Source organism: Streptomyces tendae (assembly GCF_008632955.1).
Taxonomy (GTDB): domain Bacteria; phylum Actinomycetota; class Actinomycetes; order Streptomycetales; family Streptomycetaceae; genus Streptomyces.
Map to the genome: position 1 here is coordinate 2,529,348 of NZ_CP043959.1, position 18,229 is coordinate 2,547,576.

Annotated in this window: 15 protein-coding genes and 1 pseudogene; 9 read left to right on the forward strand and 7 right to left on the reverse strand. The window is 72.6% G+C overall.

All coding sequences use genetic code 11. From position 1 onward, the window contains the following. From F3L20_RS11855 to F3L20_RS11875, 5 genes and pseudogenes are all read right to left on the reverse strand, one after another. Complete coding sequence (locus F3L20_RS11855; protein ID WP_150154195.1) at positions 1-1,563, reverse strand: Wzz/FepE/Etk N-terminal domain-containing protein; 1,563 nt, start codon at positions 1,561-1,563, stop codon at positions 1-3. Then, positions 1,560-2,926, reverse strand: a pseudogene (locus F3L20_RS11860) (polysaccharide biosynthesis protein). Before F3L20_RS11860 ends, F3L20_RS11855 begins: the two are co-directional and overlap by 4 nt. Then, a complete protein-coding gene (locus F3L20_RS11865) occupies positions 2,916-4,178 on the reverse strand; it encodes a glycosyltransferase family 4 protein (RefSeq protein WP_150154196.1) in 1,263 nt (420 codons plus the stop codon). The pseudogene F3L20_RS11860 and the gene F3L20_RS11865 overlap by 11 nt, the downstream one beginning before the upstream one ends. Next, positions 4,168-5,484 (reverse strand): nucleotide sugar dehydrogenase, encoded by a 1,317-nt coding sequence (locus F3L20_RS11870; RefSeq protein WP_150154198.1) that lies wholly within the window; start codon positions 5,482-5,484, stop codon positions 4,168-4,170. The genes F3L20_RS11865 and F3L20_RS11870 overlap by 11 nt, the downstream gene beginning before the upstream one ends. 76 nt (positions 5,485-5,560) lie before the next feature. Further along, positions 5,561-7,039 (reverse strand): sugar transferase, encoded by a 1,479-nt coding sequence (locus tag F3L20_RS11875; protein ID WP_150154200.1) that lies wholly within the window; start codon positions 7,037-7,039, stop codon positions 5,561-5,563. An 888-nt stretch (positions 7,040-7,927) separates the two neighbouring features. On the opposite strand from F3L20_RS11875, the gene F3L20_RS11880 reads away from it, so the two are divergent. Both F3L20_RS11880 and F3L20_RS11885 read left to right on the forward strand, forming a co-directional pair. Next, positions 7,928-8,521, forward strand: a complete 594-nt coding sequence (locus F3L20_RS11880; RefSeq protein WP_150154202.1) for a DinB family protein — start codon at positions 7,928-7,930, stop codon at positions 8,519-8,521. Next, positions 8,518-9,261 (forward strand): peptidase E, encoded by a 744-nt coding sequence (locus F3L20_RS11885; protein ID WP_150154204.1) that lies wholly within the window; start codon positions 8,518-8,520, stop codon positions 9,259-9,261. Before F3L20_RS11880 ends, F3L20_RS11885 begins: the two co-directional genes overlap by 4 nt. A gap of 24 nt (positions 9,262-9,285) precedes the next feature. Here the strand turns inward: F3L20_RS11885 and F3L20_RS11890 are convergent, their stop codons facing one another. Further along, positions 9,286-10,050: a GntR family transcriptional regulator gene (locus F3L20_RS11890; RefSeq protein ID WP_150154206.1), complete on the reverse strand. Its 765-nt coding sequence runs from the start codon at positions 10,048-10,050 to the stop codon at positions 9,286-9,288. Between the two features lie 373 nt (positions 10,051-10,423). Here F3L20_RS11890 and F3L20_RS11895 point away from each other — a divergent pair, with 373 nt between their 5' ends. The 4 genes from F3L20_RS11895 to F3L20_RS11910 all read left to right on the forward strand — a co-directional run bounded on the left by F3L20_RS11895 (position 10,424) and on the right by F3L20_RS11910 (position 15,106). After that, positions 10,424-11,701 (forward strand): extracellular solute-binding protein, encoded by a 1,278-nt coding sequence (locus F3L20_RS11895; protein ID WP_150154208.1) that lies wholly within the window; start codon positions 10,424-10,426, stop codon positions 11,699-11,701. 88 nt (positions 11,702-11,789) lie between these two features. Further along, a complete protein-coding gene (locus F3L20_RS11900) occupies positions 11,790-12,776 on the forward strand; it encodes a carbohydrate ABC transporter permease (RefSeq protein ID WP_150154210.1) in 987 nt (328 codons plus the stop codon). Further along, entirely contained in the window at positions 12,773-13,606 is an 834-nt protein-coding gene (locus F3L20_RS11905) for a carbohydrate ABC transporter permease (RefSeq protein ID WP_150154212.1), read from the forward strand. Before F3L20_RS11900 ends, F3L20_RS11905 begins: the two co-directional genes overlap by 4 nt. 9 nt (positions 13,607-13,615) lie before the next feature. After that, positions 13,616-15,106, forward strand: coding sequence for a glycoside hydrolase family 3 protein (locus F3L20_RS11910; protein ID WP_150154214.1), 1,491 nt, complete (start codon positions 13,616-13,618; stop codon positions 15,104-15,106). A 96-nt stretch (positions 15,107-15,202) separates the two neighbouring features. On the opposite strand, the gene F3L20_RS11915 is transcribed toward F3L20_RS11910, so the two are convergent. Next, positions 15,203-15,793, reverse strand: a complete 591-nt coding sequence (locus tag F3L20_RS11915; protein WP_167534511.1) for a YdeI/OmpD-associated family protein — start codon at positions 15,791-15,793, stop codon at positions 15,203-15,205. A gap of 158 nt (positions 15,794-15,951) precedes the next feature. On the opposite strand from F3L20_RS11915, the gene F3L20_RS11920 reads away from it, so the two are divergent. The 3 genes from F3L20_RS11920 (at position 15,952) to F3L20_RS11930 (ending at position 18,084) form a co-directional block, all read left to right on the forward strand. Continuing rightward, positions 15,952-16,347, forward strand: coding sequence for a cell division protein SepF (locus tag F3L20_RS11920; protein ID WP_145828644.1), 396 nt, complete (start codon positions 15,952-15,954; stop codon positions 16,345-16,347). A gap of 161 nt (positions 16,348-16,508) precedes the next feature. Beyond that, complete coding sequence (locus tag F3L20_RS11925; protein WP_150154216.1) at positions 16,509-17,729, forward strand: ATP-binding protein; 1,221 nt, start codon at positions 16,509-16,511, stop codon at positions 17,727-17,729. Continuing rightward, positions 17,722-18,084 carry a nucleotide pyrophosphohydrolase gene (locus tag F3L20_RS11930; protein ID WP_150154218.1) on the forward strand — a complete coding sequence of 121 codons (363 nt, stop codon included), beginning with the start codon at positions 17,722-17,724 and terminating at the stop codon, positions 18,082-18,084. The genes F3L20_RS11925 and F3L20_RS11930 overlap by 8 nt, the downstream gene beginning before the upstream one ends. Positions 18,085-18,229 lie beyond the last annotated feature (145 nt).

Consider the following 18,229-nt stretch of genomic DNA (forward strand, 5'->3'; position numbering starts at 1 on the left):
CTACCGCGCCTCCTGGTCGCTGTCCGGGACCCGCGCCGCCCACATCGGCAGCCGCTCCGTCCGCCGTGTACCGTCCCCCACCGCCTGCACGGTGGAGGAGGTGCCGCCGTTCTGCCGGGCCGCGCGCTCTCCCCGGGCGCGCTGCACGGGGAACGGCCCGTCCCACAGCGTCCCGTCGGTCCGGTCCCGCGGATCGGGGTCGACCAGCACCACACCGGCCACCTCGACGCGCCGGTCCGCGAGCTGCCGGGCCACCGTGTGCAGCCACGCGGTGGTGCCGTGGCCGGCCCGTACGACGAGCACCGTCCGGGTGCCGAGGGAGGCGAGGTCCGCCCAGGTCGCGCCGGGCGCCACCGAACCGACACCGATCCGGCGCCGCTCGGGTGACACGGCCGCGACGCGCTCCACACCGACCACCTCCGGGTCGCCCGGCCTCGGACGGCGCCGCGCGGCCGGGCCGTGCCGGGGCAGGGCGTCGACGACGACCACCGGCTCGTCCTCGGCCAGCGTCCGGGCGAGGTCCAGGGCGATCGCGCCGGCGCCGCGCGCACAGCCCAGCTCCAGCAGGGACACCGGCTCGGTGGATCCGCGCACCGTACGGGCCAGGGACGAGGTGAGCCGGGTCCGTGCCGCGCGCCTGCGGCGCCCGCGCCACGGCCCGCCCGGCCGCAGTGCCGAGCGGGACACCTCCGCGGTGACCGAGGCACCCAGGTGCGCCGCGATCTCCCGCCGCAGCACCGGGCGGTCGCCCACCACCGAGGCGACCGCGGCGACCACGAGCCCCAGCACCAGGCCGAGGACCAGCCCGATCCCGCCGTCGGTCACGAGGGCCTTGGGCATCGAGTGCCGCACCGTGTGCGGGGCGTCGACGATCTGCGTGCCGGCGATCAACCGGGGCGTGCCGACCCGGGCCTCCGCGGCGCGCTGCGTGAAGTCGCTGATGCGGGAGCTGAGTTCGGCGCGTCGGGCGAACAGCGACTCCAGGTTCGCCGACTGCTCCGGGCTGCCCTCCGGCGGCCCGTCACCGATCGTCTCGTTCACCTGGTCGAGCTCTGTCTGCATACGGTCGCGCTGGACGAGCAGGGTCGTTGCGTCGGCGGCCGCGGCCTGCTTGATCCGTCGCACGTGGTCCGCGACGAACGCCTCGGCCACCGCCTCGGCACGGGCCACCGCCTCCTCGCCGGTGTCGCCCGTCGCCTTGATCTCCATCAGGTTGTTGGTCAGACCGGCGCCCTCGTAGTCCTCCATGAAGCCCTCCGCGCTCTCGGAGGACCCGAGCGACTCCAGCGCGGCGTCGGCGATCCGCGTGGTGTGCAGCAGCGCCACGTCCGTGAGGATGAGCGTGCCGGGGTCGTTCGGCTGGTCGTCCTGGTGGGCCACGAGGACCTTGGTCACCGCGGTCGGCGGCGGCGGGAGCAGCACCGCCACCGCTGCGCCGAGGAGCAGCCCCAGCAGCGCCAGGGAGCCCCACAGGCGGCGGCGTCTGCGCACCGACACCACCAGCGCCTGCAGGTCCAGCAGGGGAGCGGCGGCCGTCGGCTCGGCCGGCGTACTCGTCGTCATCGCGTACCTCCCCGCGCCCCGTCGCCGACCGCGAGGGCCGGCGCGGCGGCCTCCCGCAGCGGGCCGGCGGACCGCGCCGGACGGGTCCGGACCGCGTCGGCCAGGACGATGCCGACGACGTCGTGTCCCGCGTCCGCGCACGCCTCCGCGATGCCGGCCAGCTCGGCGGCGGTGCGGGTGCCCGTGCCCAGCACGACCAGGACGCCCGACTCGTCGTCGCGGTCCGCCACCAGCGGCGCCTCCGCGGAGACCTCCGCCACCCGCAGCAGCGGATCACCCCCGGACTCCGCCACCAGCCGCGCCGCGGCCCGGAGGGCGACCGGGTCGTCATCGGGCACGACAAGCACCAGGCGCCGCGCGCCCGGCAGCAGGTCGCGGACGCGGGCGCACACCCTCCGGTACCGGATCCCCAGGTCCGCCTCGTCGCCGGCCCGCCGCGGAGCCGGCGTGTTCCAGGGCCGGTCGACGCCCAGCAGCCGGCGGAGCCGGTGGCGCGCGCCACCGTCCCCCGGCCGGCGCGCGCCCCGTTCGGCGGGGACGTCCACGCCGCCCAGCAGCCCGGACCGCAGCGCCGCGGCGATCTCCGGCTCGCCGCGCAGCCGGCGGCTCACCCGGGCCGCGGTGAGATGTCCGACCACCGCGAGCAGCAGGAACAGCACCGCTCCCGCGGCCACCAGCTGCACCCGGGTCGGCGGGCCTCACCGGTGGGTTCGGCCGCCGGACCCATCACGACCAGGCGGGAGCCCGCCGCGGACGGGTCGGTCTGGCTGAGCTTGCCGAGGGCCTCCTGCAGCGTGGTGCGCAGCTTCGCCAGCTCGGTGCGGGTCTGCACGCTCTCCACCGTCCGGCCGGGGTCGGCGGAGTCGGCCAGCTCGGTGATGCGGCGGCTGGTGGTGAGCACCGTCTGCCGCAGTTCGTCGGGGCCGGCCGTCGTGCTCGGATCGGCCGTCTCGTCCACGACCCGCGCGGAGAACTCCACGAACTGCCGCGCCGATTCGTCGGCGAGCCGCTGGGCCCGTTCGGGGCTCTCGGCGGTGCCCGAGATCTTGATGATGTTGCCGTCGGTGGCCTCGGCACGCACCCGCTCGCGCAGTTCCTCGCCGTCCACCCCGCCCCAGCGGAGCGCGGCGGCGGTCCGGTCGGTGACCACCGTGCTGGTGGCGATCTCCGCCTGGGTCAGCAGCACGCGCTCCTCCCAGGCGCCCGGCAGCAGCACCGACGCCGACGTCGTGTACCGCGGCGGGAACACCAGGGAGGCGCCGAAGCCGGCCAGCGCCCCCAGTACGACGAGGGACGCCAGCAGCCTCCCGCGCCGGCGGAACATCCGCCCGATGGTCACCAGGCGTATCGCGTCATCGCTCAAGGGACGTGCCTCTTTCCCGCCCGTTCCGGGCCGCCACCGCTCCCGCGCCGCCCCGGACGGCGGCCTCGTACGCGGCGAGCAGCGCCGCCTGCGAATTGCGCCAGGCGAGCGGGCCGTTGATCCGTTCCTGCCCGAACTTGCCCATGCGGGCGCGCTGTTCGGGGTCGTCCAGCAGCTGGGCGATCAGCTCGGCGAACGCGGTCTCGTCGTCGCCCGCCGCGTAGACGGCGGCCTCACCGGCGGAGACCCGCGCCTCCTTCAGGTCGAAGGAGACGATCGGCCGGCCCATCACCATGTACTCCAGGACCTTGTTCATGGTCGACACGTCGTTGAGCGGGTTGCACGGGTCGGGGGAGAGGCACACGTCCGCGGAGGACAGGTAGCGCACCAGGTCGGCGTCCGGCACGCGCCCCGTGAACTCCACCTGCTCCGCCAGCCCCAGCTTCCGGGACAGCCCGACCATCGCGTCGAAGGTGTCGCCCGCCCCGACGAACACCGCGTGCCAGTCGGTCCGCCCGAGCTCGTCGCGGAGCTTCGCCAGCGCCCGCAGCGCGTAGTCGACGCCGTCCTGCGGGCCCATCACGCCCAGGTAGCAGAGCAGATGGGGCTTGCCGCGCTTCAGCTCCGGCTCCGGCTCGACCGGGTGGAACCGCTCGGTGTCCGGCGCGCTGCGCACCACGAACACGTCCTCGGGGCGCCGCCCTCCCCGGCGCACGGCGACGTCCTTGTAGCTCTCGTTGGTGGCGAGCACCACGTCCGCCGCCCGGTACGTCGTCCGCTCCAGCGCGCACACGCCCCGGTAGAGCAGGTCCTTGCCCCGGCCGAACCGGGAGAGGTACAGCTCGGGCACCAGGTCGTGCTGGTCGAAGACGAACTTCGCCCCGCGCCGCTTCAGCATCAGGGCGGGCAGGAACAGCAGGTCCGGCGGGTTGCAGGCGTGCACCACGTCGACCGGGCCGACCTTGCGGGCAAGCCGGGCGGTGTGCCACAGCGCCGTGCCGTACTCCTTGAGGTAGCCGGCCGGGCCCCCGGTGGCCGCGCGCAGCGGGTAGCGGTGGATCCGCACCCCGTCGATCACGGCCTCCGGCTCGGTGTCCCGCTTGGTGCCCTGCGGGCAGATGACGTCGACCTCCCAGCCCGCGTCCCGCAGGGTCCGGCACTCCTGCCACACCCGCCGGTCGAACGGCACCGACAGGTTCTCCACCAGGATCAGCGCGCGGCGCCGCCGCCCGCCCTTCGTCTCACCAGGCAAGGCCCACGTACCCGGGTTCGGCCCGGCGCGCCTCGGCGTCGGGGAGGCGGACGAGGTCGACGATCACGGGCCCGCCGCCGTGCGGCAGCGCCGACAGCACGGCGGGGTCCTTGGTCCCGACCAGGACGACCTCGGCGTGCTCCAGCACCTCGTCCACGGAGTCGGCGAGCAGCTGGGCGAGGTGCGGCAGCCGGGTCTCGATGTACTCGCGGTTCGCGCCGAGCAGCCGGGACAGGCTCACGTTGGCGTCGTGGATGCGCAGGTCGTACCCCTTGCCGAAGAGCCGCTCCGCCAGTTCGACGAGGGGGCTCTCGCGCAGGTCGTCGGTGCCGGGCTTGAACGACAGCCCGAACAGGCCCACCTTGCGTCTCCCGGTGCGCTCCACCAGCTCGATCGCGCGCTGCAGGTGCTCCTCGTTGGAAGGCAGCACATGGGCGAGGATCGGCACCGACACGTCGGCCCGCTGCGCCGCGTGGACCAGGCTGCGCAGGTCCTTCGGCAGGCAGGAGCCGCCGAAGGCGAAGCCGGGACGCAGGTAGGCGGGGCTGATGTTCAGCTTGCGGTCGGCGAGGAACACGTCCATCACCTGGTGCGAGTCGACCCCGAGCGCCCGGCACACCGCGCCCAGTTCGTTCGCGAAGCCGATCTTCAGCCCGTGGAAGGCGTTGTCCGCGTACTTGATCGCCTCGGCCGTCGGCACCGGCACCCGGAACACCTCGCCGGGCAGGTCCGCGTAGAGCGCCGCGACGACGTCGCCGCTCGCCGGGTCGAGTTCACCGATGACGGTCTTCGGCGGGTCGAAGAAGTCCCGCACGCTGGTGCCCTCGCGCAGGAACTCCGGGTTGACCGCGACACCGATGTCCACGCCCGCGGTGCCGCCGACGTGCTTCTCCAGGACCGGCACCAGCAGACCGAGGCAGGTGCCCGGCAGCATCGTGCTGCGGAACACCACGGTGTGCCGCCCGCCCCGCTCGGCCAGCGCCGCGCCGATCTGTTCGGTCACCCGCTCCAAGTAGGTCGTGCACAGGCTGCCGTTGGGCTCCGACGGGGTGCCCACGCAGATCAGCGACACCTCGCTGCCCGCGATCGCCTCGCGTACGTCGGTGGTGGCCCGCAGCGCCCCGCTGCCCACCACCTCGGCGATCAGCTCGCCGATCCGCTCCTCGACGACGGGCGCCTTGCCGTCGTTGACCAGGTCCACCTTCACCGGGTTGACGTCCACCCCGATGACCTCGTGACCCATGCTCGCCAGGCACGCGGCCGACACGCAGCCCACGTAACCGAGTCCGAACACGCTGACTCTCATGACCCGTTCCTCCCCCCGGGCAGGCCCCTTCGGCCTGCGGTCCGCACCACCCCGGCCGCCCCACGGCCGTCGCGCATCAGTAGGCCCCCTGCCCCTGCACCACCGCGCGCAGCGTCTTCCACAAGATCACGGTGTCCAGGGCGAGGGACCAGTCCTCCACGTACCGCAGGTCCAGCCGGACCGCCTCCTCCCACGACAGGTCGCTGCGCCCGCTGATCTGCCACAGGCCGGTGAGACCGGGCTTGACCTTCAGCCGGCGCCGGATGTCCGGGCCGTAGGCGGCGCACTCCTCCGGCAGCGGCGGCCGCGGGCCGACCAGCGACATCGCGCCGGTGAGCACGTTGAACAGCTGCGGCAGCTCGTCCAGCGAGTAGCGGCGCAGCACCGCCCCCACCCGGGTCACCCGCGGGTCCCGGCGCATCTTGAACAGCGGCCCGGCGCCCTCGTTGCGGTCGGCGAGCGCGGCGCGTACGCGGTCCGCGTCGGGGACCATCGTGCGGAACTTGAGGATGGTGAACTCGCGGCCGTCCTTGCCGACCCTGCGCTGCCGGTAGAAGACCCCGCCCCGGCTGTCCGTCGCCACGAGCAGCGCGACCAGCAGCATCAGCGGCGCCAGCACCACCAGCAGGATCAGCGCGCCCAGCCGGTCGACGACGCCCTTGACCGCCCGGCGCCCGCCGGTGAACGCCGGCATGCTGACCCGCAGGAGCGGTATGCCGAGGACGGCGTCGACATGCAGCCGCGGGCCGGCCACCTCCATCAGCACCGGGGCGACGACCATCTCGGCATCGCTGCCCTCGAGGTTCCAGGACAGCCGCTGCAGCCGGTCCGGCGACCAGTGCGGGTCCGGGGTGACGGCGACGACGCGGTAGCCGTCGTGACGGACGTGTTCGGCGACGTCCGCCAGCCGTCCGACCACCGGCACGCCGTCCAGCCGGTCGCCGTCGAGCCCGGGGCCGTCGGTGGTGCAGACCGCGTCCACCCGCCAGCCCAGGTGCGGGAACCTGCGGGTGCGGGCGATCAGGTCGCGCACCGTGGCGGGGCTTCCGGCGGCCAGCACCGGCCGCAGGCACCGCCCCTCCTTGCGCCGGCGGTGCAGCCACAGCCGCAGCAGGTAGCGCATCGTCATGGTGACGAGCGCGATGGCGGGCACCGCGACGAAGATCCAGAGTTTGATGTTGCGCGAGGTCAGGGCGATGCCGCCGAGCGCCAGCACCACGGTCGCCATGAACAGCGAGCGCCCGAGCCGGCGGAACTCCTCGGCGCCCTGGCCCAGCACGGTCGGAGCCCACGAGCGGCTCACCGCGAGCGCCCCCAGCACCAGTAACCAGGTGCCGAAGGCGAGAATGCCCCACTTCTCGTGCCAGTTGGCGGCGTCCCGGACGCCGAAGAAGTTCCCGATGCCCGCCACCACGACGGCGGTGGCCACGGTGTCGCCGGTGATCACGGTACGGCGGTACCGGTGCTCCCAGTCGGCCGTGCCTCTGCTGATCTCCCCGTCCGCCAGCTGCCCGCGCTCCGACGGGAACGGGCTGACCACTCCCCCTTGCCGCACAGAACCCCCCAGGTCCCCAGTGATGCGACGTGCACGCCTGACACTGTTTCTCCCGCCGGGGGGACCCCACCCCCCGAACCGCGCTGTTCCTCACCCCGGGAGGCCCCCGCCTCCCGTGCATGGCATGCCGAGTACGTCAGAACAACGTGACCAACCTGTCGCGGCGGCAACGGCACACGGCCGCGCCGGTGTAACGAGCCGAGCGGACCTTCCGGTCCCCCGGGTGCGTGCCGCACCCGAGCCCCCCCGGGGCTCAGCGGTGTGATCACCCCCACGCCTGGCGCCGCGGAATGTCCCTTCCCGCGAGGCCGGACTCAAAGATCATTTAATCGGTCGCCTCGTGCTGGAACAGCCGAAGCAGGGTCAATCTAGACCATCGGGGCCGGTATGAAGAGAGGGTGTGTGGAAAATGTGGTCAAGTGACGTGGCCGATTCGGACGGCCGGAGCCTGCCCGCCTGCCGTGTTCGGTAATCCCCAACTCCCGTCATGTGAGCGGTGGATGGACTCGCGGTGCCCGCGGGCCGATGCCGGCCGGCCGGACCGGGGGAGCGGCCGTGACGACGATGCCGGAGGTTCCCGTGCACGTGGCGGCCCCGCGGGGTGGGTGACCTGGGCGGGACGGAAGCGCCCGGAGAGCCGCCCACGGCCCTCCGCCGCCCCCGTGCGACGGCGCCCGCAGGGACGGCGACGTGGGTCCGTCCGGGCGCGCCGTACCGACTCGTGCAGCCGGGACGGATGTCCGAGATCACATGGGTGATCCACCCCGCCCGCACTGCGGAACGTCCGGTTCACCCCGCCCGACGCCGCTCGCGCCCGGCGGATCCGAGCTGCCCGAACCGCCCGCGGGATCTTGAGGCCGTGAGAAGGGCGTGGCAGGCTCCTGCCGCGTGATCGACGCATACGCGAAGGACCATCTGCACGGCAGACTGCGGCGGGACCGCGAGGCGCTGCTCTGGAAGCTCGACGGACTGTCCGAGTACGACGCCCGCCGGCCCCTGACAGCGACCGGGACCAACCTCCTCGGCCTGGTCAAGCACGTCGCCACCGTCGAGGCCAGGTACTTCGGCGAGGTCTTCGGCCGCCCGTCCCCGCAGCCGCTGCCCCGCTGGCAGGACGCCGACGGCAGCGACCTGTGGGCGGCCGGGGGCGAGACCCGCGACGGGGTCGTCGGGTTCTACCGGCGCGCGTGGGAGCACTCGGACGCGACGATCGACGCGCTGGCCCTCGACACCCCCGGCCGTGTGCCGTGGTGGCCGGAGCCGCATGCCGACACGAACCTGTTCGCCGTCATGGTCCATGTCCTCGGCGAGACCGTCCGGCACACCGGCCACGCCGACATCCTGCGCGAGGGCCTCGACGGCCGCACCGGGCTGCGCCCCGAGCACGAGCGGCCGATCGACGAGGAAGCCCGCGCGGCCCACCGCGCGAAGCTCGAACGGGCCGCCGGGGCCGCTGAGTCACCCCTACGATCACGGTCATGACGTCACGGGAACCCACCATCGTCGCCACCTCGGGCGGGCACCGGGTCGGAACGCGTACCCGGGTGATGTTCGACGCCCTGGTGCATCACGCCGTCGACCTCTCCGGCGTCCACGGCCGACGCCCGCGCGTCATGTACGTGGGCACCGCCATAGGGGACGCGGAGCACTTCACGGCCCGTATGACGGAGGCCGCGCGGATCGCGGGGTTCGACCTGACGCCTCTGCACCTGTTCCCGATGCCCAACGTGGAGGACGTCGAGGCGACGGTGCTCGACCAGGACGTCGTCTGGGTCATGGGCGGCTCCGTGGCCAACCTGCTGGCGGTGTGGCGCGTCCATGGGCTGGACGGCGTCATGCGCCGAGCCTGGCAGGCCGGCGTCGTACTGAGCGGGGTGAGCGCGGGGTCCCTGTGCTGGTTCGAAGGGGGAGCCACCGACTCGTTCGGACCGGAGCTGCGCCCGCTCACGAACGCCCTCGGTCTCCTTCCCTACGGCAACGGCGTGCACTACGACACGGACGAGGGGCGACGGCCCCTGACGCACCGCCTCGTCGCGGACGGAACGCTTCCGACGGCCCATTGCACCGACGACGGTGTCGGTCTGGTCTACCGCGGAACGGAACTGGTGGAGGCGGTGGCCGAGATCCCCGGCAAGGGGGCCTACCTCGTCAGACGCGAGGGGGACGAGGCGGTCGAGGAGCGCATCGAGCCTCGCATGCTCACCGTCCCCTCGACGAGCTGACCGGCGGTTCGTGCCGCGGCACCCTCACCCCCGCGGTCGCCGCAGTCGCGCGGTGAACTTGTAGCGGGAGCCGCGGTACACCGACCGTACCCACTCCACCGGGGCCCCGTTCTCGTCCCGCGAGTGGCGGGACAGCAGCAGCATCGGCAGGCCCACGTCCGTGCCGAGGAGGCCCGCCTCACGCGGTGTCGCCGGGGAGGTCTCGATGGTCTCGTCGGCCTCCGCGGGCCGGACCCCGTACACCTCGGCGAGCGTGGTGTAGAGAGAGGTGTAGCGGGTGAGGTTGCGCCGCAGGCCGGGGAAGCGGCGGGCGGAGAGGTGGGTCGCCTCGATGGCCATCGGCTCGCCACCGGCCAGCCGCAGCCGCTCGATCCGCAGGACCCGGTCCTCCGGTTCCACCTCCAGCAGCGCCGCCAGCTCCGCGTCCGCCGGGACGTATCCGATGTCCAGGACCTGCGAGGCGGGGCTGAGCCCCTGGGCGCGCATGTCCTCGGTGTACGAGGTCAGTTGGAGTGTCCGATACACCTTCGGCCGGGCCACGAAGGTGCCCTTGCCCTGGATGCGGTCGAGCCGGCCCTCGCTCACCAGTTCCAGCAGTGCCTTGCGGACGGTGGTGCGGGACGTGCCGAACTCGACGGCGAGCAGCCGCTCGGCCGGCATCGGGGAGCCCGGCGCGCGCTCGTCGGTCATCTGCAGCAGCCGCTGCTTGATGAGGTAGTACTTCGGCACGCGGTCCCGGCGGCCCGGCGCCCTCGTGTCGGCCCCGGCGCTGCTGACGTCCGTACTCATGACCTGCCTTCCGGCTGCGGTGTCCGGCGCGCGGACGGCAGGGGCCGGCCACGGTGCACGTCGGCGGACCGCCAGGGATCGGCGCCGCACGCTCGGCGATCCCGTTATAACGGCGTGTCGTCAATTTGGTCTAGTCCAACCCTGCAACACGTCCCTCTTTGGATGGAGTTCTCCGCCCGCGTTTCACCTCCCCTTCCGTTGTCCAGCCGTTCGCGGACAACCCTTGACAGGGCCATAGGTCTAGGCCAAGCTCCCCTTGCTGGTCTAAACCATTTAGAGGAAGCCGGGTCCCACCCCGCCGAGCTGTTGCGCCGTTGCGGGGGTCTCCGCCGAGGGCGTGGGTGCGCAAGGCATTCCTGAGGAGGGGTGGCGCGTGAAGCGCAAGCTGATAGCCGCGATCGGGGTCGCGGGCATGTTGTTCTCCGTCGCTGCGTGTGGCGGCGACGACGGCGACGGCGGCAAGAAGGCCGGCGTGGACGGTTACGCCGGTCAGACGCTCACCGTGTGGGTCATGGACGGCTCCTCGCCGGACCAGTGGCAGAAGGACCTCACCGCCGAGTTCGAGAAGAAGACCAAGGCGAAGGTCAAGTTCGAGGTCCAGCAGTGGAACGGCATCCAGCAGAAGCTGACCACCGCCCTGTCCGAGGAGAACCCGCCGGACGTCTTCGAGATCGGCAACACCCAGACCCCGGCCTACGCCAAGACCGGTGGCCTCGCCGACCTCGCCGACCTCAAGAGCGAGATCGGCGGCGAGTGGACCGAGTCCCTCAACGAGTCGTCCGTCTTCGAGGGCAAGCAGTACGCCGCGCCGTGGTACTTCGCCAACCGCGTCGTCCTCTACAACAAGAAGGTCTGGGCGGACGCCGGCCTCAAGGACACGCCCAAGACCCGCGACGAGTTCTACGCCGCGCTCAAGACGATCGGCGCCAAGACCGACGCCGAGCCGATCTACCTGCCCGGCCAGAACTGGTACCACTTCGTCGGCCTGGTCGTCGGCGAGGGCGGCGAACTGGTCAAGAAGGACGGCGACAAGTACGTCTCCAACCTCGACGACCCCAAGGTCGCCAAGGCCGCCGAGACCTACAAGAAGTTCCAGGCCCTCTCCAAGGCCCCCAAGGACAAGGACGAGGCCACCCCGCAGCAGGGTGAGGTCTTCGCCAAGGGCAACGTCGGTGCCTTCATCGGCATGGGCTGGGAGGCCGGCATCGCCATCGAGGCCAACCCGGCCATCGAGAAGGAGATCGGCTACTTCACCATCCCGGGTGCCACGGCCGACAAGCCCGAGGGCGTCTTCCTCGGCGGCTCCAACCTCGCCGTCGCCGCGGGCAGCCAGAAGCAGGAACTCGCCAAGGAGTTCCTGAAGCTCGCCCTCTCCGACAAGTACGAGGGCCAGCTCGCCAAGCTCAACGGCGTCATCCCCAACAAGGAGTCGCTGCAGGGCAACCTCAAGGGCAACGCCCCCGCCGAGGCCGCCGCACCGGCCGCCGCCGTCGGCGGCACCACGCCGCTGATCCCGGAGTGGGCCGCGGTCGAGAACGACCCCAACCCGGTCAAGACGTATCTGACCGCCGTGCTGAACGGCAAGTCTCCGGCCGCCGCCGCGAAGCAGGTCGAGGGCGAGTTCAACAAGCGCCTGGCGCAGCAGCAGTAACAGCGCACGCGCTCCGACCGGAGCGGGGACCGGCCTGCCAGACGGTCCCCGCCCCGCGTTGAGCACGCCGAGAAGAGAGATCGCGAGCATGACCGTGCAGACCGAACGGCCGCCCTCAGGACCGGCGGACGTCCGCAAGTCGGGCGGGACCGCACCGGGCGGACCCCCACCGAGAGCCGCGTCGCGGGCCGGCGCGCTCGCCCCGTACCTCCTGCTGCTGCCCGCCTGCGCGGCCACCGTGCTGCTGCTGGGCTGGCCGCTGCTGAAGGACCTGCTGCTGTCGTTCCAGAACCTCAACATGGCGCAGCTGATCCAGCACGTCACCGAGTGGAACGGTATCGACAACTACAAGGAGGTCCTCACCGGCGAGGACTTCTGGCGGGTCACCCTCCGCTCCATCCTGTTCACGGCCGTCAACGTCGCCCTCACGATGCTGCTGGGCGCCCTGGTCGGTCTGCTGCTGGCACGCCTCGGCAAGCGGATGCGGCTCACCCTGATGATCGGCCTGGTCCTGGCCTGGGCCATGCCCGTGGTCGCCGCCACCACCGTCTACCAGTGGCTGTTCGCCCAGCGCTTCGGCGTCGTCAACTGGGTCCTGGACAAGCTCGGCTGGCACTCCATGGCCGACTACAGCTGGACCAGCAGCCAGATGTCGACGTTCTTCGTCGTCACCCTGCTGATCGTCTGGATGTCCGTGCCGTTCGTCGCGATCAACCTCTACGCGGCGACCACCACCATCCCCGGCGAACTGTACGAGGCGGCCGCCCTGGACGGCGCCGGCGCCTGGCGCAGCTTCACCACGGTCACCCTGCCGTTCCTGCGGCCGTTCCTCTACGCCACGACGTTCCTGGAGATCATCTGGATCTTCAAGGCGTTCGTCCAGGTCTTCACCTTCAACGGCGGCGGCCCCGACCGGCTCACCGAGATCCTGCCCGTCTACGCCTACATCGAGGGCGTCGGCAACCAGCACTACGGCATGGGCGCGGCGATCGCGGTGCTGACCATCCTGATCATGCTCGGCCTGACCGCGTACTACCTCAGGATCGTGCTCAAGCAAGAGGAGGACGCGCTGTGAAGCGCTCGCTCTTCGGCCGTGTCTGGCCCAACGCCACGGCCCTCGTCGTGTTCGTCGCCTGCCTCTTCCCCGTGTACTGGATGTTCGCCACGGCCCTGAAGCCCACCGGCGACATCATCGCCGAGGACCCGGTGTGGTTCCCGACGAACGTCACGTTCGAGCACTTCGCGACCGCGGTCGACGCCGACCACTTCTGGACGTACGTCCGCAACTCGCTGACCGTCACCTGCCTGGCCGTCCTGTTCTCCCTGGGCATCGCGCTGGCCGGCTCCTTCGCCCTGGCCCGCATGCGGTTCAAGGGGCGGCGCGGCTTCATCGTCGGCTTCATGCTGGCCCAGATGGCGCCCTGGGAGGTCATGGTCATCGCGATCTACATGATCGTGCGGGACGCCTCCATGCTCAACAGCCTGGTGCCGCTGACGGCGTTCTACATGATGATGATCCTGCCCTTCACCATCCTGACGCTGCGCGGCTTCGTCGCCGCCGTGCCGAAGGAGCTGGAGGAGTCGGCGATGGTCGACGGCTGCACCCGCGGCCAGGCGTTCCGGCGGGTCATCCTGCCGCTGCTCGCGCCGGGCCTGATGTCCACCTCCATGTTCGGCTTCATCACCGCGTGGAACGAGTTCCCCCTCGTCCTGGTGCTCAGCAAGGAGTCCGGGGGCGCGCAGACCCTGCCGCTGTGGCTGTCCAGCTTCCAGACCCAGTTCGGCGACGACTGGGGCGCGACCATGGCCGCCTCCTCCCTGTTCGCCGTCCCCATCCTGATCCTCTTCGTCTTCCTGCAGCGCAGGGCCGTCAGCGGCCTCACCGCGGGCGCCGTGAAGGGATAACGCCACCCGATGACGACATTCACCACCGGCACCGACACCCTCACCCGGGACGCGCTCGCCGTGCTGCAGCCGGGCTTCACCGGCACCACCGCGCCCGACTGGATCCGGCGCCGCCTGACCGAAGGCCTCGCCTCCGTCGCCCTGTTCGGCCGGAACGTCGCCGACCCCGGGCAGGTCGCCGCCCTCACCGCCCAGCTGCGGGCCGAACGGGACGACCTGCTGGTGGCCATCGACGAGGAGAGCGGTGACGTCACCCGCCTGGAGGTCCGCACCGGCTCCTCCTTCCCCGGCAGCCACGCCCTCGGCGCCGTCGACGACCCCGCCCTCACCCGGCAGGTGGCCCGCGAACTGGGCCGCCGGCTCGCCGAGTGCGGCGTCAACCTCAACTGGGCCCCGTCGGCCGATGTCAACGCCAACGCCGACAACCCGGTGATCGGCGTCCGCTCCTTCGGCCACGACACCGCCCTGGTCGCCCGGCACACCGCCGCCTACGTGGAGGGCCTGCAGTCCACCGGCGTCGCCGCCTGCACCAAGCACTTCCCCGGCCACGGCGACACCAGCGTCGACTCCCACCACGCGCTCCCGCAGATCGACCTCGACGCCACGACGCTGCACCAGCGCGAACTGCAGCCCTTCCGCGCGGCCATCGAAGCCGGCACCCGGGCCGTGATGACCGCGCACATCAGGGTGCCGGTGCTGGACCCGGACCGCCCGGCCACACTGTCCCGGCGCATCCTCACCGACCTGCTGCGCGGCGAACTCGGCTACGACGGCCTGATCGTCACCGACGGCATGGAGATGGGTGCCGTCGCGGACACCTACGGCCTCGAACACGGTGTCGTCCTGGCCATCGCGGCCGGCGCCGACGCGATCTGCGTGGGCGGCGGACTCAGCGACGAGGGCACGGTGCAGCGCCTCCAGGACGCCCTGGTCGCCGCCGTGCGCTCGGGCGAACTGCCGGAGGAGCGGCTCGCCGACGCCGCCGCCCGGGTCCGCTCCCTCGCGGAGTGGACCACCGGCATGCGGCGCTCACCCGCGTCCGTCGGGGACCCCGCGCCGGAGATCGGGCTGGCGGCCGCCCGTCGCGCGGTGACCGTCACCCGTGCCGCCGGACCCGCACCGGTCACCGGGCCGGTGTACGTCGCCACGTTCAGCCCCGCCCCGAACATCGCGGTCGGCGCGGAGACGCCGTGGGGCGTCGGTACGGAACTGGAACGGCTGCTGCCGGGCACCGTCACCGGCCACTTCACCGGTCCCGACGCCGGTGCGGAGGCGCTTCGCGCGGCGGGGGGCCGGAGGGTCGTCGCCGTGGTCCGCGACGAGCACCGGCACGCGTGGATGGGCGCGGCCGTCGACACCCTGCTCGCCGTGGGACCGGACACGGCGGTCGTGGAGATGGGTGTCCCCCAGGCCACGCCCCGCGGCGCCCTGCACATCGCCACGCACGGCGCGGCCCGCGTCTGCGGGGTCGCGGCGGCGGAAGCGCTCCTCGCGGGCTGACCGCGCCCTGGGGGCCGCGCCTCCTCGAACGCCGGAGGGGCTGACTTCAGCCCCTCCGGCGTTCGAGGAGCGGGTCCGGGGCGGAGCCCCGGTCGGTCACGGGTAGAGCTTCTCGCCTGCCGCCAGCATGGTCACGAACTTCTCGATACGCGCCGCACGCGTCTGCGCCCGCTTCGCCTCCTCGACGCGGTGCAGGATCGCGTACCGGTTCCTGCTGTCCAGCGTGTCGAAGAACTCACGGGCGGCGGGCCGCGCATCCAGCGCGGCCCGCAGGTCGTCGGGGACGGTCGCCGTACGCTGACTCGCGTACGCCGCGTCCCAACGGCCGTCCGCCTGCGCCTTCTCCACCTCCCGCAGGCCCGCCGGGCGCATCCGGCCCCGCGCGATGAGGTCGAGCGCCTTCTGCCGGTTGACCGCCGACCACCTGCTGCGGGGGCGCCGGGGCGTGAACCGCTGGATCCAGTGCGTCTCGTCCAGGCTCTTCTTGTGCCCGTCGATCCAGCCGTGGCACAGCGCCGACTCCAGGGCGGTGGCGTAGTCGATGCCGGGAAGCCCCGATCCCTTCCGCGGAATCCTCAACCAGACTCCCGCCGCGTCCCCTTGATGCTCCTCCAGCCACGTCTCCCAGTCCTCCTGGGTGTCGAAACCGAGCACCGGGCCCGTCCCACCGTCCGTCTCACCAGCCATGCGCTCATGCAACCCGCACGCGGCGCCGGGGTCAACGTCTGCCGTCCGTCCGGGGGTTGTCCGGCGAGGGATGGCGGAGCGTGTCGTTATTGGGCCGAACGGGTGACCATGGGTAAGAATTGGCTGATGCAGACAGTCAGCGCGACAGGGGACGGAGCATGCCGGTGAGCAGCCACGATGTCACCGACGAACAGTGGGAGGGGCTCGCCCAGGTCGTGCCGTTGCGGGGCCGCGACGCGTGGCCGTCCGCGGTGGGCCACCGCGCCATGCCGGAGGCCGCGACGGAGGCGCGGCGCCGCTTCGTCGTCCTGCGGGTGAACGTCTTCGCCGACGCCCGCGAGGTCGCCGAGACCCTGATGTCCGGGATACCCGTCCTGCTGGACCTGACCGGCGCGGAGTCCGACGTCGCCAAGCGTGTCCTGGACTTCAGCACGGGCGTCGTCTTCGGACTCGCCAGCGGAATGCACCGGGTCGACCGCAACGTCTTCCTCCTCACCCCCGCCGGCACGGAGGTCACGGGCCTCATCGAGGGCGTGGGGGCACCGGGGGCGTGACGAGCCGGGCCCAGGCGCGCACGGGCGCGTGCGGGCGCGGCCCGAGGGGCGCGTGCGGCGCGGGAGCGCGGGCGCTCCCGACGGGCGTGTGCCGTCCGTCCGTAGGAATGAACGGGCGACGGAACGGTTCGGCGGGGTGCGGGGCGTTTAGCGTCCGGCGCATGACCCCGCCGCCCCCGCCCCAGCCGGTCGCGACCACCGTCCCGCAGCCCGCCGCACCACTCACGCACGCACCCGCGGACACGGGCCGGGCGACGCGGCGGCCCGGGCTGCCGCGGGTCACCGAGCTGCTGCTCTCCGCCTTCGCCGGGCACCGCGGCACCACCCTCCCCCTGGGCGACCTCACCCTGATCGCCGGGCCCAGCGGCAGCGGCAAGACCAGCGCCCTGCGCGCGTACGAGGCGCTGGCCCGGCTGGGCGGCGGTGCCGAGCTGGGCGAGGCGTTCCCGGAGCCCGCCGCCTGCGTACCGGAGTGGGCGCGCGCCGACGCCCAGCGCCGCCGCGGTTTCCGTATCGGCTGCACCGCCGACGGACCCGAGGGGCCGGTCCGCCTGGAGGTCGCCGTGCAGGCCGAACCCGAACTGCGGATCGTGGGGGAGCGGCTGTCCGCGGACGGCCTGGTCCTCCTGGAGACCGCCCTGCGCGACCCCCGGCGGCGGGCCGTCCAGGCCGCCTGGCACACGGCGGGCGCCACCGCCGTCACCCGTGGCCCCCTTCCCGACGACCGCCTCGGTACCGCCCTGCTGCCGCTGCGCGTGGCCGGTACGACCGCCGGTCAGCTCCGGGTGCTCGCCGCGGCCGAGCAGATGCTGGTGGCGCTGCGTTCCGTCTTCCCCTGCGACCCCCGCCCCGAGCGCATGCGCGCCCCCGTCCCTGGCGGCACCGGCCGGCTGCTGGGCGGCTGCGACAACCTCGCCGACGTCCTGTGGCGCACCCGGGCGGAGTGCACCCGGCGGCACGGACTCCTCGTGGACGCCGTGCGCGTCGGCTGCGCCGGGCCGGTCGCCGACCTGCTCGCCGAGCCCTGCGGCGGAGGCCGCCTGGTGCGTGCCCTGTTCGACCGGGGGAACGGCACCCGCACGGAGCTGCGGCGGCTCGGCGACGGCGAACTGCGCTACACCGCCCTCGCGCTGGTGCTGCTCACCGGTCCCGGTGTGCTGGAGACCGACGTGCCCGGCGAGGTGCCCGCCGCGCTGCGGTGCCTCACCGTCCTCGCCGACGGCCTGGACCGGTCGCTCGACCCGGCACAGCGCGCCGCCCTCCTCAAGCTGGCGGCGCGGATGTGCGAACGCGGGCACATCCGCCTGACCGGTGCGGTGAGCGACGCCACCTGGGCCGCCGGGGTGCCCGGCGCGACCGTGGTACACCTGAGGCGTGACTGATCCGCACGACGGGGAGACCCGCCCCGGCGACCTGCCCGCGCTCCAGCGCCGTCTCTCCGACTTCGCCGCCGCGCGTCACTGGCAGCCGTACCACACGCCCAAGAACCTGGTCGCCGCGCTCGGTGTGGAGGCCGCCGAACTCCAGGAGATCTTCCAGTGGCTGACGCCGGAGGAGTCCGCGCGTGTGATGGACGACCCGGACACCGCGCACCGCGTCACCGACGAGGTGGCCGACGTCCTCGCCTACCTCCTGCAGTTCTGCGAAATCCTCGGCGTCGATCCGCTGGACGCCCTGGCCCGCAAGATCGAGCGGAACGAACACCGCTTCCCGGTCCCCACCCCGCCCGAGACGTAGGACGCGAGCCCTCCGTTCTCACGCTCCGTGTTCGAAAAGCCGACCCGGCTGGAATTGTTGTCCACAGATTTCGGACTTCCTCTGGCCTTTTGTCTCACGGAGATTCACTCTGGGTAGTGAACAAGGGAGTTCAACGGATGCGGAC